The organism is Sinomonas terrae (genome assembly GCF_022539255.1).
Lineage (GTDB): Bacteria > Actinomycetota > Actinomycetes > Actinomycetales > Micrococcaceae > Sinomonas > Sinomonas terrae.
Map to the genome: position 1 here is coordinate 4,078,620 of NZ_JAKZBV010000001.1, position 13,642 is coordinate 4,092,261.

The window sequence follows — 13,642 nt, forward strand, 5'->3', positions numbered from 1 at the left end:
GGGTACACCAACTCCCCCCACTGACCATCTCGGGTACACCAACTCCCCCCACTGACCATCTCGGGTACACCAACTCCCCCCACTGACCATCTCGGGTACACCAACTCCCAACCGAATGCGGAGTTGGCGTACCCGAGATGCTAGAGAAGGCGATTATCTGCTCCCGAACGCCAAGGCCGCGGAACGCGAAGGCCCCGGAACGCCAGGCCCGGGAGCGCCAGACACAGGCTGGGCACAGCATCCTTTCGTATACGCCATAGGGTCCCTCAGTACGGTCTGGGTAGGCGCGGCGAGGGTCCGCGCAACGGAGGAACCCATGTTTGCTCGGTACCTGCAGCGCGAGCTGTCAGGCAGACGGAAACAGACCGTCATCATCGCAATCGCCCTGGCCTTGGCGATTGCCCTCGTCATCGTCGTCAACGCGCTCTCGGCTGGCGTCCGGGACGCACAGAAGGCCGCCCTGGCAAGCGTGTACGGCGTCGGGACGGACATCACCGTCACCCAAGCCCCCGCGGCGCCCACCGCTGGGGGCACCCAGGGCCCGCGATTCCAGTTCAATGGAGGGGCGGACAACAACCAGGGCTCCTCGACGTCGGTCAACCAGTCCCGACTCATCTCCGGCCGCGGTTCGGCTACGTTCGCTTCGACGTCGCTCGCCACAGTGCAGAAGACGACGGGAGTGCAGTCGGCCTCGGCGGCACTCTCGCTCACGAACATCACGCTCAACGGCCAGGTCGCCCAGCAGAACGGCAGCGCCAACGCGGCCCCGACGGCCCCATCGGAGACCGGCCAGCAGGGCGGGACGGGACGACGCTTCGGCGGCAACTTCGGCGTCGACTCGTTCAGCGTGCTCGGCATCGACGGCAACGCAGGCAAGGTCGGGCCGCTCGCCGCGGCGACGGTCTCGAAGGGCCGCGCGCTCGGCACGCAGGACGTCGGGCAGCACAACGCTGTGATCGACTCCTCGTATGCGACCACGGCGAACCTCGCGCTCGGCGGCACGATCAACGTGGGTGGCCAGAACTTCACGATCGTGGGCATCATCTCGGCGACTGGTTCTGACTCGCAGACGGCCGCGGACGTCTACATCCCGCTCGACGTCGCCCAGACCCTCTCGACCGAGACCGGCAAGGTCAGCACTGTCTACGTCCAGGCCGCGTCCTCGGATCAGGTCGCGAACCTCAAGGCGGACCTCCAGAAGGCACTCCCGTCCCAGACCATCAACACCCAAGCCGATCTCGCCTCGAACGTTTCAGGCTCGCTCTCCACGGCCTCCGGTCTGATCTCGGGCCTCGGCACGTGGCTCTCGGTAGCCGTCCTCGCTGCGGCCTTCCTTCTCGCGGCGCTCCTCACGCTCTCCGGCGTCTCGCGCCGCACGCGTGAATTCGGCACGCTCAAGGCGATCGGCTGGCGCAACGGCCGCATTGTGAAGCAGGTCGCGGGAGAGTCTCTCGTCCAGTCGCTCATCGGCGGCGTCGTCGGCATCGCGGTGGGCCTCATCGCCGTCGTCGTCATCAATATGATGAGCCCGACGCTCACTGCTGGCGCGGGCGGGGCCCGTGGGGCCGGCGGTGCAGCCCGGGCAGCCGGAAGCGCGGCAGGGCGTGCGGCCCAGAACGGCACAGGCGGCGGCTTCGGCGGCGGCGGCTTCGGCGGCGGGGGCTTCGGTGGTGGCGGCTTCGGCGGCTCGGCAACACACGTCGCCCTCGGCGCACCGGTCGCGCCTTCGTTCATCCTCATCGCCGTCGGCATCGCCATCTTGGGCGGCCTCGTGGCGGGCGTCGTGGGCGGCTGGCGCGCTGCCCGCCTCCAGCCCGCTGAAGCACTGAGGAGCCTGGCCTGATGACCATCGAGAACAAAGCGGAGGAACCTGTGCAGGAGCAGACCAGCGTTCAGAACCCGGCCGTCGCGCCGGCTCCCGAGGGCCAAGCGGCCAAGGTGCCGATGTTCCAGCTCGAAAACGTCGGCAAGACGTACAAGCAGCGCGACCGCACCGTCCGCGCGCTCGACGGCGTGTCGCTTTCGATCGCCGCCGGGCAGCTCGTGGCGATCCAGGGCCCGACCGGCGGCGGCAAGTCCACGCTCCTGCAGATGCTCGGCGCGCTCGACAGGCCGAGCCAGGGCGTCGTTCGGCTCGCGGGTCGCGAGATCTCGCGTCTCCGCGACCGTGAGCTCGCCGACATCCGCGCGAACGAGGTGGGCTTCGTCTTCCAGTCGTTCAACCTGATCCCGACCCTTACGGCTCAGGAGAACGTCGAAATGGGCCTCGAGCCGCTGCGCCTGAAGGCGGCCGAGCGCGCGGAGCGGGCCACTCAGGCTCTCGCCTCGGTGGGCCTCGGCGACCGCGCCGGCCACCGCCCGGGCGAGCTCTCGGGTGGCCAGCAGCAGCGCGTCGCGATCGCGCGGGCGCTCGCGAAGCAGCCGAAGGTCCTCCTGGCCGACGAGCCGACGGGCAACCTCGACGAGGGCACGCGCGACGAGATCATGGACCTCTTCGAGGGCCTGTGGCGCGAGGGCCTCACGATCGTGCTCGTCACGCACGATTCCTCGGTCGCGCGCCGGGCGGAGCGCCGCCTGCGGATTGCAGGCGGAAAGCTCACCGAGAAGAACTAGGGGCCAAATCTTCCCAGACAACGCACGACGACGGGTGGCGGCTTCCCTTGCGGAGGCCGCCACCCGTCGTCGTCCGGCCTTGTGCCGTCACTTCTGCAGGGTTGCCACCCTGCAGAGGTGACGGCACAACGTAAGGGCGAACATAAAGGCGCCACATAAAGGCACAACATGAAGGCACCACATGAAGGCGCAACATAACGGAGTGCCCGCGGGCGAGGCGGCGACAAGCTCGAGAGGATCGAACATGGACTTGAACAATGCGGTGATGATCGTGACCGGTGCGTCCTCGGGGATTGGCGCGTCGACGGCGCGGGCAGCCGCGGCGGCGGGCGCCCGGCTGGTCCTCGCGGCGCGTCGCGAGGACCGCCTGAACGAACTGGCCGAACAGCTCCCCGACGCGATCCCGGTGCGATGCGATGTGACCGATCCCGCCCAGGTGCACAACGTCGTCGACGCGGCCCTCGAGCGGTACGGTCGTGTGGACATTCTCATCAACAACGCGGGCCAAGGCCTGCACGAGCCCCTCGAGAAAGTGGATCCCGACGACTTCCGGGCCATCCTCGAACTCAACGCCGTCGCCCCGCTCGTCGCGATGCAGGCCGTGCTCCCCGCGATGCGGGCGCAGGGTGCGGGCAGCATCGTCAACGTCAGCTCGGGCACCACACTCCGGCCCCTCCCCGGCGCTGGGGCGTACGCGGCGTCGAAGGCCGCGCTCAATATGCTCTCCACGATCGCGCGCGCTGAGTTCGCGGACTCCGGCATCGCGGTCTCGACCGTGTACCCGTTCGTCACGGCGACCGAGTTTCACCGCGTCCTCCGCGCGGGCGCCGGCCCCGTGAGACGCGAAGGCGCACCGCAGGCGCAGACCCCTGAGCAGGTTGCGGAGGTCATCCTCGACCTCGTGCGTTCGGGAGCGGAACACGCCGACCTCATCCCCGCCAAGCTCGGAGGCTCCTACACGGGGTAATCCGCAGAAAGAACGACGACGGCGGGCGGGGCTTCCTCGGTGAAGTCGCCGCCCGTTGGCGTACCCGAAAAGGTTCATGGGGCGAGTTGGCGTACCCGAGAGCGTTCCTGGGGGGAGTTGGCGTACCCGAAACGCGTTCTGAGCGGACGTGGAACTGCAGCGCCGCTTAAGCCCAGCTTCTGTAAAAGTCCATACTCTTCGCGCCAGAATTCCCATGGTTTGGCTCGCTGTGCGCGGGTAACGGGGGTCCATGCACGCGAGGCTCATCAGGATCCTCGGCTCGCTTTGCACCCTAGCGAGCAGCGAGGCCCTGTGGGATCGTGAGGTCACGCTGGATAGGCCCTTTTGCTTTCCGGCGCATCGCTCCGCTTCGGAGCCCCGACTCACCGCGAGCCGCCGCTCTGGGACGGAGCAAATACATATCTGAATGCAGCCTTAACACGGACGGAGGCTCCCGTGGACGGAAGGGCGAAATTGGTGGCCGTATTGCTTGGCGGCTACCTGCTCGGTAGGACAAGGAAAATGAAGCTGGCCATCACGGTGGCCGGGGCCCTCGGAGGCCGACAGCTCATGACCCACCGCGGAGACATCATCGGCAAGGCTACGAAGGCCTTGGACTCGTCTCCCGAAGCCAAGCGCCTAGTGGACCAGATCACTGGAACCCTCGCGCAGGCGGCACGGGGCGCGGCCATCTCTGCCGCAGCCAAGGGGGTCGGATCCCTCAGCGAGAACCTGCAGAACCGCGCCGAAAAGCTCAGGGCACCGAAGGAGGCAGCTGGTCGAGCGGCTGGTACCGCACAGGAGACGGCCGGTCAGGCAGCTGGCTCAGCCCAGGAGACCGCCGGAAAGGCGACCCGAGGCGTCGGGCAGAGGGTCGGATCAGCGGCAGGCCTCGCTACCGCCGCTCTCCGCAAGCGGCCCAAGGGTCGCAAGGGCGAAGAGGAAGAGCCCGAGGAGGAGACGCCGGAGCAGGAGTCTCCCCAGGGAGAGGCCGAGGGCGAAGAGCCCGAGGACCAATACGACGAGGGCGAGTACGCCGAGGACGAATACGACGAGGACCAGGAATCCGAGGACGAAGGCGAGGAACAAGAGCCGGAGGACGAGGATCAGGGCTCCGAGGACGAGGAAGAAGAGCCCGAGGAAGAGCCTGAGCAACCGGCTGCCCGCCAAGGCGGCTCGGGCGGCCAGAAGCGAGTCCAACGCCCGGCCCAGCCCCGTCCCTCAGGGCAGCGCCCCGGTGGCGAGCGTCGCAGCGCTCCCCGCCGCGCGACGTCGTCCGGCCGTTCCTCTGGGAAGCCATCGTCCGAATAGATCTGTCGTCGTCGTTAGGAGAGACGCCATGGAGGCAAAGGCAGACTCCGGCACCCTGACCGACAAGATCGGTCTGGGCGGCCTGAAGGACGCGGCAGGAAGCTTCGCGTCCTCGCTCGTGAACAATGGCATCGGCAAGGTCAGCGACAGGGTCGAGGGCATCACCGACAAGCTCAGCGACTTCACCGATGGGAAGTCCTCGGGACCGAGCATCAAGGACAAGGCGGTCCAGGAGGGCATCAAGGCGAAGGTGAAGGGCAAGAGCCCGGCCCTCGGCGCGGTCGGTGGGGCACTCTCGGGCGTGAAGGACAAGGTCGTGGCCGGCGCCAAAGCCCTCACAGGTGGGGGCGGCCGCGGCAGCCGCCGTCAGAAGCTCGTGAACATTGTCGAATGGGTCGACGTGGGCGTTCCCGTGAGGGTGGCCTACAACCAGTGGACCGAGTTCGAAGAATGGTCCGACTTCATGAAGAAAGTCGAAAACGTCGAGCACAATGAGGACGAGGGAAAGGTCTCCTTCAAAGGCCAGGTATTCCTCTCCCATCGCACGTGGGAATCCCAGATCAAGGAGATGGTCCCCGACAGCCGGATCATCTGGAAGTCCAAAGGCCCAAAGGGCCACCTTGATGGCGCGGTCACTTTCCACGAATACGGGCCGCAGCTGACCAAGATCTGTGCAGTCGTCGAATATTACCCTCAGGGATTCTTTGAGAAGACCGCCCAGATCTGGCGCGCCGTAGGCAGGCGCGTCCGTGTCGAGCTCAAACGGTATGTCCGGCACGTCATGACCTCGACGATCCTCAATCCCGACGACGTCGAAGGCTGGCGCGGCGAAATCCGTGACAGCGAGATCGTGCGCACGCACGACGAGGTCGTGGAGGAGGAGCAGCGCCAAGCCGACGAGGACCGGCAGCGGGCCGAGGAACAGGAGCCCGAAGAGGACCAGCAGCGAGGCGAAGAAGAGGAGCCCGAAGAGGGCGAAGGCCAGGAAGACCAGGGCGAAGCCAGCGACGAGGGCGAGGAAGAGTCCGAGCCCGAGGACGAATACGACGACGAGGACGAAGAGGAGGGTGAAGGCGAGCAGTCCGAGGGTGAGGAAGAACCTGAGGACGAATACGACGACGAGTACGACGAAGGCGAAGACGAGGACGAAGACGAGGGTGAGGAAGAAGAGCCCGAGGACGAATACGACGACGAGGGTGAAGAAGAGCCCAAGGACGAGGCGGACGGCCGGGATGCCGGTCAGAGCCGTGAACCGTCGGGTAGTCGGGGGCGCCGATGAACAGCCTCCCGAAATCGATGATGTCCAAACCCACTCTTCCCGCTAGAGCCAAGCTAGGAGCGGATTCATGAGCAGCACGGCCATGCAGCCACGAGGTGGTTACCTCGACCGCCCGCATTCCAGTTCCCTCGCCGACGTTCTCAACGTCATCCTCGACAAGGGCCTTGTGATCGACGCCTACGTGCGCGTATCACTCGTCGGCATCGAGGTCCTCACGATCGACGCAAGGATCGTGATCGCGAGCGTGGACACGTACCTGCGTTTCGCCGAGGCCACGAACCGCCTCGACCTCACGCAGCAAGGCGGCAAGGGCCTGCCCGACATGATCAACGATATGTCCGAGGGCGGCTCCCACGGCAAGACCAAGGGCGTGATCGGCGGGGTGAAGGACGCACTCGTCGGGGACAAGGACAAGGACAAGGACGACGACGACAAGGAAGAAGCGCGTCCGTCTCGCCGGCGGAGGGATGAAGGGTAGGAATGGAGAGCGCATCCGAGATTTCCATGAACCTCTACGTCTACGGCGTCGTCCCTGCCGAAGCCGAGATTCCTCGGCTCACGGGTCTCCGGGGCGAAGAAATCGTGACCGTTCCTTCCGATGCGCACGCGGCACTCGTCTCCCCGCTCGCCGATCCGGAGACGATCGGCACCCCGGATGACCTCATGGCGCACAGCTCGGTCCTGGACCGCATCGCCGCGACGGCGCCCGTCCTGCCGATGGTCTTCGGAACGGTCGTCCCGAATGCCGAGACGCTCACGGACGAAGTCCTCGATCCGCAGTACGGCCTGTACGAGGAGAACCTGCGGCGCATCGGGGACGCCGCCCAGTTCTCCCTGCAGGCTCGGTTCGTCCGCGACGCGGTCCTCGCAGAGCTCATCAACGAGGAACCCGAGATCGCCTCGCTCCGAGAGGCGATCTCGGGGACCTCGGAGGACGAGACCCGCAACGAGCGGATCCGACTCGGGGAACTCATCGTCCAGGGGCTTCAGCGCAAGGCCGCCGAAGAGGCTCCCCGCATCCGGTCTGCTCTCGAGCCTCTTGCCAAAGAGACCGTCGAGCGCGAGGCCAGCCAGGCTGAGGATGTCCTCGATCTCGCGGTGCTCGTCGAACGGCCGCGTCAGGCCGAGTTCGAAGAGACGGCCGAGGCGCTCGCTCGGGAGGGTGCGGGCCGGCTCACCTTCCGCCTGATCGGACCGCAGGCGCCCTACGACTTCACCGGGGAGGTCTGATGGGTCTCATCTCGGGTCTCTTCGGGCTGCCGCTGGCTCCGGCGCGCGGTGTCGTCTGGGTCGCTGAGCGTCTGCAGGAGGAAGCCGAACGCCAGTACTACGACCCGGGCACGATCCGGCGCGAGCTTCAAGCGGTGGCAGCGGCGCGGGACGAGGGCAGCATTTCCGAAGAGGAGGCGGCGGATCTCGAGCGGGAGCTCGTGGCCCGCCTCCTGGAGGGTAACGCCCGACGACGGGAGGGCGGCTGATGGCAGACGAAGAGCAGCGAGCGGCGCCGCGCCGCAGCGAGGCACCGCGCGAGCGTGGTCGGGACCGCGAGGAGGCACCGCGCGAGCGTGATCGGGACCGCGAGGAGGCACCCCGCCGAACGAGGCCGCCGGGCGACCGGCCCACGCGCCCTCGCCCCAAGCCCGAGGAGCGGGAGCAGCGTGACCGGGAGCAGCGTGACGAACAACCGCGCCGCCGCGAGTCGTCGGACGAGCGCCCAGAGCGTGCTGGGGCTCCGCGCAAGCGCCGGCCTGACGACGCGGAGCAGCGGAGGCGCGACGAGGACCGCGAGCGCGACGACCAGGACGAGCGCGAGCACGAGCCCGACGAGGACCGCGACCAGCATGACGACCAGGATCGCGAGCAGGAGCAGGAGCAGGACGAGCAGGAGCAAGAGCGGCCCGCGCGGAAGGGCCTGAGCACGACCCGTCTGGCCCAGAGCGCGGTCGCGCAGCTCCAACAGCTCACGACTCGCGACATCGAGGCCGTCGTCGGTATGTACCGCAACGAGAACGGCAACCTCACCGTGATTCTCGAGGTGGTTGAAAGCGCTCATTTCCCCGATTCGGCCGACATCATGGCCGAGTATTCTGTGGAAGTAGATCCTCAGGGGGAGCTCGTCGGCTACTCTCGGGGCCCGCGCTATCAGAGGGGCCGGCCGAGCGGCAAGTAACTAAGCGGCGCGGATAGCGCCCAAAACGCGGATTGACCGGCGGCAAATGGTTTGACAGCCACAGCCAGTCCTGAATCAGCAATAACGAGTCAGAGAAGAGTGGGAGTCAGCGTAACCAGGCAGGCGGAATCAACCGGATGAGCAGCGAAGGCGAAAGCTCCGAGGGCCGGCAGTCCGTGCCCAGCGCGGGCGAGAGTTCCTCTGCGCGCAACACCCCCCGTGAAACCGGCTCCGCGCGTGAGTCGGGGTCGCCGCGCGAGACCGCTTCCGCCTCGGGCGCGCGCTCCGACGTCGTCCCCTACTCGACGCGAGGCCAAGCCTCGGCGCCCTACCCACAGCGTCCGGCGTCGCGCCAACCCCTCCAGCCTGAGCGGAGCCGCGAGGGAACGCTCGAACACGTCATCGAGACCCTCCTCGACAAGGGCCTCGTCATCAATGCGGACATCACGGTCTCGCTGGCCGGGGTCGAGCTCCTGGGGATCCGCATCCGGGCGGCGCTCGCCTCTCTCGAGACGGCCGCGCGCTACGGCCTCGACTTTCCGATGGGGACGAACCGCAACACCTCCGCGTGGGACAACGCAATGGAGCAGAAGGAGACCTGCCCTCAGTGCGGCAAGAGCGCTCCGGTGGATCAGCTGCTCTACGAGTTCTGCCCGTGGTGCGGGTGGCGGAGCGCGCTCGCGCTTCAAGGCGGCGGCGGCCAGACGCCCGACGGCGGCGGCCAGCCCAACAAGCCGCGCCAGCGGCGGGTGGCCAAGGGCGACGACGGCGACGGGACCGAGGGCTGAATGGCCGCCGATTCCCCTGATCGCCCTCTGCGGAATGGCCAAGGGTCCAAGCACTCAGCGCGCACTCCCCTGACACCACGCCGCGACCAGGAAGCGACGTTGTCCGGGCTCCTCGACGTGCTCCTCAACAAGGGCGTGTACCTCGACCTCGACGCTATCGTCACGGTGGCCGAGGTACCGCTCATCGGGATCAGCCTGCGGGCTGTGCTTGGGGGCATGGAGACGATGCTCGAGTACGGGATGATGGACGACTGGGACGAGCGTACGCGTGCATGGGCGCGCCGGTCCCTTCCGTCCGGCCTTGACCTCGGCGAACACGAGGAGATCGTTACGCGCATGCCTGGGTCTGCGTTCCGGGACGAGCCGCCGAACGGCGTGTGGCAGCCCGGGACCGTGTTCCTCACGACGCAACGGCTCCTCGTTCACCGCAGCGAGCCCTCCGCCGTCCTGTGGCAGGCGCCGATCGACGTGATAGCTCACATCGGGATCGTGAGGGAGCGGACGGTCGGTGGCGAGGAGGCACAGCGCCTCGTCGTCATGATGGACGACGGCGCCACGTCTCGCCTCACAGCCGCGAGGCCCGATCGGCTTCGGGAGCTGTTCGAGCGAACGCGTGCGTCCCAGTCGAATGCCCCTGCAGGCAGTACAGCGGACCCAAGCGACCCGAAGGCCCCAAGCGTCCTCAACGAAGGGGCCCGGAGCGAACCGACCCGAGACGAGCCGGCCCCCGCCGGCGATCAGCCAGACACGATCGTGGGCGAGGGCGAACTCTGGTTCGCCGAGACCCGTTCCGCCGGCGCCGTGTGGCGTCGGGGAATCGGCCGCTGCGACCGGAGTGCCGGCTTCACGTGGCGTGGCGACGGCGACCGCCGCCCGGCGGTGAGGGTGCCGCCGTCGGACGTTCTTGCGGTCCGGGCCGGCGAGGCTCCGGAAGGCGCAGACGCACCCGAGGGCCTCGAGGCCCTCGCCTTGGACACCCGGCTGGGCGTGGTCCGCCTCGCGGCCGCCCAGCCGGATCGGTGGAGCCATTGGCTCGAGCAGTTGATCCCCGAGGAGGTGGGCCGTGAGCACGCTCAGGATAGATGAGGACAACCTCAAGAATGGGGTGCTGACCCTCGTCGTGACGCTCGTCGAAGTCATCCAGGAGGCGCTCGAGGCACAGGCGGTGCGGCGCATCGAGGGCGGTTCGCTCACGGACGAGGAGCAGGATCGGCTCGGCAACGCGCTCCTCGAACTCGACGAAGCAATGGCGCAGCTCAAACGCGATCACGGCATCGACGAGTCGGTCGAGGAGCTCCGCCGGGGTTTGGACGACATTGTCGTGGACCTCGTGGACAAGGTCACGAATCCCGGACGCTGGGGCGAGGCCCGGGGGGAACTCGGGTGAGCGCAGAGGGCCTGTACGTCTACGCGATCGTCCCCGCGGAGACCGACCAAACGTCGTTGGGTCGCGGCATCGACGGGGCTGCCCTCGAACTCGTCCCAGCGCGCGAGGCGGTCGCCGCCGTCGTGCATCGCCATACTGAACCGCCGTACAGCGGCTCGGACGAGGCCGCGGAGCGCCGCGTCCTCGAACACGGGGAGGTCGTCGAGCGGTGCTGGGCGGCAACGAAGCGCGTGCTGCCCATGGGATTCAACGTCATCGTCTCGCCGGGGGACGGCGCTTCCGCGGAGGAGCGGCTGGTCGAATGGCTCAACCGCTCGGCCCCTGCCCTCGCGCGGCGCCTCGAGGCCCTTCGGGGGCTCGTCGAACTGCGCGTCGAAATATCGCTCCGTGAGGACGCGACGGGCAGCGGCAGCGGCGAGGTGCACGAGCTCGAGGAGCACATGCGGGAGCGGCCGCCCGGGGTTCAGCGGCTGCTCCGGAGGCGGCTCGAGTCCCTCCGCAGGGCCACCGCGGAGGAGGTTGCCGACCGCCTGTACCCCGAGTACCGGCGCCGGCTCGCCCAGCTCTCGCGGGATCTCACCGAGAACGTCCGGGGCCACCCGCCGGAGGGCTGCGTCACGGTGCTGAACGTCGCCGTCCTCGCAGACGAGGGAGACATTCCGCAACTCGGTGCCGAACTCGCGGACATCGAGGCCGAGGAGCCGGGCGTTCGTGTAGCGTTCCTCGGGCCATGGCCCCCGTTCTCCTTCGCCGATGTGCCCGATCTGCCGTCGGTAGAGTGGACTGCATGAGTGAGGGAATCGACGTCGGCAGCCCGGACGAGATCGAGGAGGGCACGGCCAAGGTCGTTGAGCCCGAGGATTCCGGTTTCGACGAACCGATCGCTGTCTTCCGCACCGAATCCGGCTGCTTCTTCGCGCTCAACGATACGTGCACCCATGAGGAGGCATCGCTCGCGGAGGGCTGGATCGAGGGCGACACGGTCGAGTGCCCGCTGCATTCCTCGAGCTTCAACCTCCGAACCGGCAAGGTCCTCTGCCTGCCCGCCACCGTCGATGCGCGCACGCACAAAGTCGCCGTTGAGGAGGGGCGCGTCGTCCTCTACCCGGGCGTCGACGCCGACGACGCGGCCCGCACCGCAGACTGAGGCGTGTCTTCGAACCTTGACGCCCCGCGTCGAATCGTCATCCTCGGCGGAGGCGTGGCCGCCTTCAGCGCCGCGAGCGAGCTGCGCACCCGGGGGTACGACGGCGCGCTGACGCTCCTCTCCCCCGAGGGCCTGCCGTATGACCGGCCGCCGCTCAGCAAGGGGTATCTGCTCGGCACCGAGGACGCCGCGAAGATCGCGCTTGTGCCCGAGGCCTGGTACGCCGAGCACGCCGTCGACGTTCTCGCTGAGCGGGCTGTCGCGCTTCGCCCCTCGGAGGCCTCCGTCGAGCTGGGCGACGGCGGGCTTCTCAGCGCCGATCGCGTCCTGATCGCTACCGGCGCCCGGCCTCGCCCCCTCGCCGTTCCCGGCGGGGAGCTCGCGCTCACGCTGCGCGACCGGGCAGATGCGGACGCTCTCCGGGACGCCCTCGCGCCGGGGGCACGCGTCGTCGTCGTCGGCGCCGGGCTCATCGGGGCGGAGGTCACCTCGGCCGCCGTCGGCTTCGGGGCAGAGGTGACGCTCATCGACCCGATCGACCCGCCGCTCGTCCCTGCCGTCGGCGAGGCGCTTGCACGGCGGCTCCACGCGATGCACGGCCAGCACGGGGTCCGCACCATCGCGTCCATTCCCGTCGAGATTTCAGCGTCCGACGGCGGCGGCGCTCGCCTCCTGCGGCTGGCGGACGGTTCCGCCGTGGCCGCCGATGCTGTCGTGGCTGGGATCGGGATCGTGCCCGATGCCGCCCTCGCGGCTGCCGCCGGAATCGAGGTCGACGACGGAGTGCTCGTCGACGCCTCGGGAGCGACCTCAAACCCCACCGTCTTCGCGGCCGGCGACGTCTCACGCCTCCGCCGCCCCGACGGAACGCTCACCCGCCGAGCCGAGCATTGGGAGGCGGCCGTGCGCTCGGGTCAAGCGGCAGCGGCAGGAATGCTGGGTGAACCGCCTCCGGCCTTCGGTGCTCCCTGGTTCTGGTTGGACCGCTATGGGGTGCACGTCGAGGCGGTCGGCACGCTCGATGGGCGCTTCGGTGGTCGCGTCATCTTGCGAGAGGCCGACGGCGTCCCCCAGGCTGCATTTCTGCTTGCCGACGACGGGCACCTCCTCGGTGCCGCCGCCGTCGACCTCCCCCTCCTGATCCGCGCCGCGCGCCGGATCATGGACCGCGGCCTCACACCGGACCCGGCCGCCCTCGCCGACCCGAGCGTCCCTCCGCGAAAGCTCGTGCCCTAAGCGACGGGCAAGTGGAGCGTCGCCTGGATCGCGTTGACGAGGCTCTCAGGGGAATGCGAGATGTCCAGACGCAGGCTTCCGTTCGCGTATTCGTCTGCGGTGAGCGGCTCGAGCGTGGAGAGCTGGCTCGGGAGAAGGCCGGTCGGCATGAAGTGGCCGCTACGGCTGGCCATCCGCTCTGCGAGGAGCTCGGGAGAGCCGTCGAGATGCGCAAAGACGACGTGGCCGTCCGCCTGGGTGAGCAGCCTGCGGTAGCTGCGCTTGAGCGCCGAGCAGGTCAGGACGGTGCTCCGTCCCACGGAGGCCTGAGTGGTCATCCAGTCGCGAATGCTGCGGAGCCAGGGCCAGCGGTCCTCGTCGGTAAGGGGTACGCCGCTCGCCATCTTGTCGACGTTCGCCTGGGGGTGGAACTCGTCGGCCTCGGCCAGAACCCAGCCCAGACGATCGGCGAGCGCGGCCGACACAGTCGTCTTGCCCGCTCCGGCCACACCCATGACCACGACATGCAGGGATTCCATTGCTACCTCCGCAGAAGACGTCGTTGGCTTCCGAAGAAGCGCCAATGCGGCACGCGCCGCCCCTCAAAGATAGCACCATTGCGTGAAATAGGTAATACTTTTACGTGAGACTACTCACGCGAAAGGTCGAGACCGATGACGACTCCCCAGGCGAACGACGACGGCGGCCCCGGCCTCAAGGCCGCGTCCGACGACGCGCGGCTCGCCCCGCCGTCGTCAACCTCCT

Annotated in this window: 16 protein-coding genes; 15 read left to right on the forward strand and 1 reads right to left on the reverse strand. The window is 68.2% G+C overall.

Translation table 11 applies throughout. The features are described from left to right. Positions 1-316: 316 nt before the first annotated feature. The 15 genes from L0M17_RS18855 (at position 317) to L0M17_RS18925 (ending at position 12,898) form a co-directional block, all read left to right on the forward strand. Positions 317-1,843, forward strand: a complete 1,527-nt coding sequence (locus L0M17_RS18855) for an ABC transporter permease (protein WP_241055922.1) — start codon at positions 317-319, stop codon at positions 1,841-1,843. A gap of 101 nt (positions 1,844-1,944) precedes the next feature. Beyond that, positions 1,945-2,613, forward strand: a complete 669-nt coding sequence (locus L0M17_RS18860; RefSeq protein WP_241056508.1) for an ABC transporter ATP-binding protein — start codon at positions 1,945-1,947, stop codon at positions 2,611-2,613. A gap of 244 nt (positions 2,614-2,857) precedes the next feature. Beyond that, positions 2,858-3,580, forward strand: coding sequence for an SDR family NAD(P)-dependent oxidoreductase (locus tag L0M17_RS18865; protein WP_241055923.1), 723 nt, complete (start codon positions 2,858-2,860; stop codon positions 3,578-3,580). Between the two features lie 522 nt (positions 3,581-4,102). Continuing rightward, positions 4,103-4,891, forward strand: coding sequence for a hypothetical protein (locus tag L0M17_RS18870; RefSeq protein WP_241055924.1), 789 nt, complete (start codon positions 4,103-4,105; stop codon positions 4,889-4,891). A gap of 28 nt (positions 4,892-4,919) precedes the next feature. Continuing rightward, positions 4,920-6,170 (forward strand): SRPBCC family protein, encoded by a 1,251-nt coding sequence (locus L0M17_RS18875; protein ID WP_241055925.1) that lies wholly within the window; start codon positions 4,920-4,922, stop codon positions 6,168-6,170. 67 nt (positions 6,171-6,237) lie between these two features. Beyond that, a complete protein-coding gene (gene gvpJ / locus L0M17_RS18880) occupies positions 6,238-6,648 on the forward strand; it encodes a gas vesicle protein GvpJ (protein ID WP_241055926.1) in 411 nt (136 codons plus the stop codon). Positions 6,649-6,650: 2 nt separating this feature from the next. Then, the gene (locus L0M17_RS18885) at positions 6,651-7,400 is read left to right on the forward strand and encodes a GvpL/GvpF family gas vesicle protein (RefSeq protein WP_241055927.1); all 750 of its coding nucleotides are present in this window, start codon (positions 6,651-6,653) and stop codon (positions 7,398-7,400) included. Further along, positions 7,400-7,648, forward strand: coding sequence for a gas vesicle protein GvpG (locus tag L0M17_RS18890; protein WP_241055928.1), 249 nt, complete (start codon positions 7,400-7,402; stop codon positions 7,646-7,648). Before L0M17_RS18885 ends, L0M17_RS18890 begins: the two co-directional genes overlap by 1 nt. Continuing rightward, positions 7,648-8,340 carry a gas vesicle protein GvpO gene (gene gvpO, locus L0M17_RS18895; protein WP_241055929.1) on the forward strand — a complete coding sequence of 231 codons (693 nt, stop codon included), beginning with the start codon at positions 7,648-7,650 and terminating at the stop codon, positions 8,338-8,340. Before L0M17_RS18890 ends, gvpO begins: the two co-directional genes overlap by 1 nt. Positions 8,341-8,477: 137 nt before the next feature. Next, the gene (gene gvpJ / locus L0M17_RS22565) at positions 8,478-9,128 is read left to right on the forward strand and encodes a gas vesicle protein GvpJ (protein WP_290427289.1); all 651 of its coding nucleotides are present in this window, start codon (positions 8,478-8,480) and stop codon (positions 9,126-9,128) included. Positions 9,129-9,227: 99 nt separating this feature from the next. Next, positions 9,228-10,214, forward strand: coding sequence for a gas vesicle protein (locus tag L0M17_RS18905; protein ID WP_241055930.1), 987 nt, complete (start codon positions 9,228-9,230; stop codon positions 10,212-10,214). Beyond that, the gene (locus L0M17_RS18910) at positions 10,192-10,515 is read left to right on the forward strand and encodes a gas vesicle protein K (protein WP_241055931.1); all 324 of its coding nucleotides are present in this window, start codon (positions 10,192-10,194) and stop codon (positions 10,513-10,515) included. The genes L0M17_RS18905 and L0M17_RS18910 overlap by 23 nt, the downstream gene beginning before the upstream one ends. Continuing rightward, positions 10,512-11,306, forward strand: a complete 795-nt coding sequence (locus L0M17_RS18915) for a GvpL/GvpF family gas vesicle protein (protein WP_241055932.1) — start codon at positions 10,512-10,514, stop codon at positions 11,304-11,306. Before L0M17_RS18910 ends, L0M17_RS18915 begins: the two co-directional genes overlap by 4 nt. Next, on the forward strand, positions 11,303-11,662 hold the full coding sequence (locus L0M17_RS18920) for a non-heme iron oxygenase ferredoxin subunit (protein WP_241055933.1): 360 nt from the start codon (positions 11,303-11,305) through the stop codon (positions 11,660-11,662). Before L0M17_RS18915 ends, L0M17_RS18920 begins: the two co-directional genes overlap by 4 nt. 3 nt (positions 11,663-11,665) lie before the next feature. Further along, positions 11,666-12,898 (forward strand): NAD(P)/FAD-dependent oxidoreductase, encoded by a 1,233-nt coding sequence (locus L0M17_RS18925; RefSeq protein ID WP_241055934.1) that lies wholly within the window; start codon positions 11,666-11,668, stop codon positions 12,896-12,898. Here L0M17_RS18925 and L0M17_RS18930 read toward each other — a convergent pair. Next, the gene (locus L0M17_RS18930) at positions 12,895-13,416 is read right to left on the reverse strand and encodes a gluconokinase (protein WP_241055935.1); all 522 of its coding nucleotides are present in this window, start codon (positions 13,414-13,416) and stop codon (positions 12,895-12,897) included. The two genes, L0M17_RS18925 and L0M17_RS18930, sit on opposite strands and share 4 nt — an antisense overlap. Positions 13,417-13,642: the final 226 nt, after the last annotated feature.

Excerpts from the sequence above, each read along its gene's own strand:
- gvpJ (WP_241055926.1), top strand. The coding sequence starts at position 6,238 with ATGAGCAGCACGGCCATGCAGCCACGAGGTGGTTACCTCGACCGCCCG.
- L0M17_RS18860 (WP_241056508.1), top strand. The coding sequence starts at position 1,945 with ATGTTCCAGCTCGAAAACGTCGGCAAGACGTACAAGCAGCGCGACCGC.
- L0M17_RS18865 (WP_241055923.1), top strand. The coding sequence starts at position 2,858 with ATGGACTTGAACAATGCGGTGATGATCGTGACCGGTGCGTCCTCGGGG.
- L0M17_RS18855 (WP_241055922.1), top strand. The coding sequence starts at position 317 with ATGTTTGCTCGGTACCTGCAGCGCGAGCTGTCAGGCAGACGGAAACAG.
- gvpJ (WP_290427289.1), top strand. The coding sequence starts at position 8,478 with ATGAGCAGCGAAGGCGAAAGCTCCGAGGGCCGGCAGTCCGTGCCCAGC.
- L0M17_RS18875 (WP_241055925.1), top strand. The coding sequence starts at position 4,920 with ATGGAGGCAAAGGCAGACTCCGGCACCCTGACCGACAAGATCGGTCTG.
- gvpO (WP_241055929.1), top strand. The coding sequence starts at position 7,648 with ATGGCAGACGAAGAGCAGCGAGCGGCGCCGCGCCGCAGCGAGGCACCG.
- L0M17_RS18885 (WP_241055927.1), top strand. The coding sequence starts at position 6,651 with ATGGAGAGCGCATCCGAGATTTCCATGAACCTCTACGTCTACGGCGTC.
- L0M17_RS18890 (WP_241055928.1), top strand. The coding sequence starts at position 7,400 with ATGGGTCTCATCTCGGGTCTCTTCGGGCTGCCGCTGGCTCCGGCGCGC.
- L0M17_RS18870 (WP_241055924.1), top strand. The coding sequence starts at position 4,103 with ATGAAGCTGGCCATCACGGTGGCCGGGGCCCTCGGAGGCCGACAGCTC.
- L0M17_RS18920 (WP_241055933.1), top strand. The coding sequence starts at position 11,303 with ATGAGTGAGGGAATCGACGTCGGCAGCCCGGACGAGATCGAGGAGGGC.
- L0M17_RS18930 (WP_241055935.1), bottom strand. The coding sequence starts at position 13,416 with ATGGAATCCCTGCATGTCGTGGTCATGGGTGTGGCCGGAGCGGGCAAG.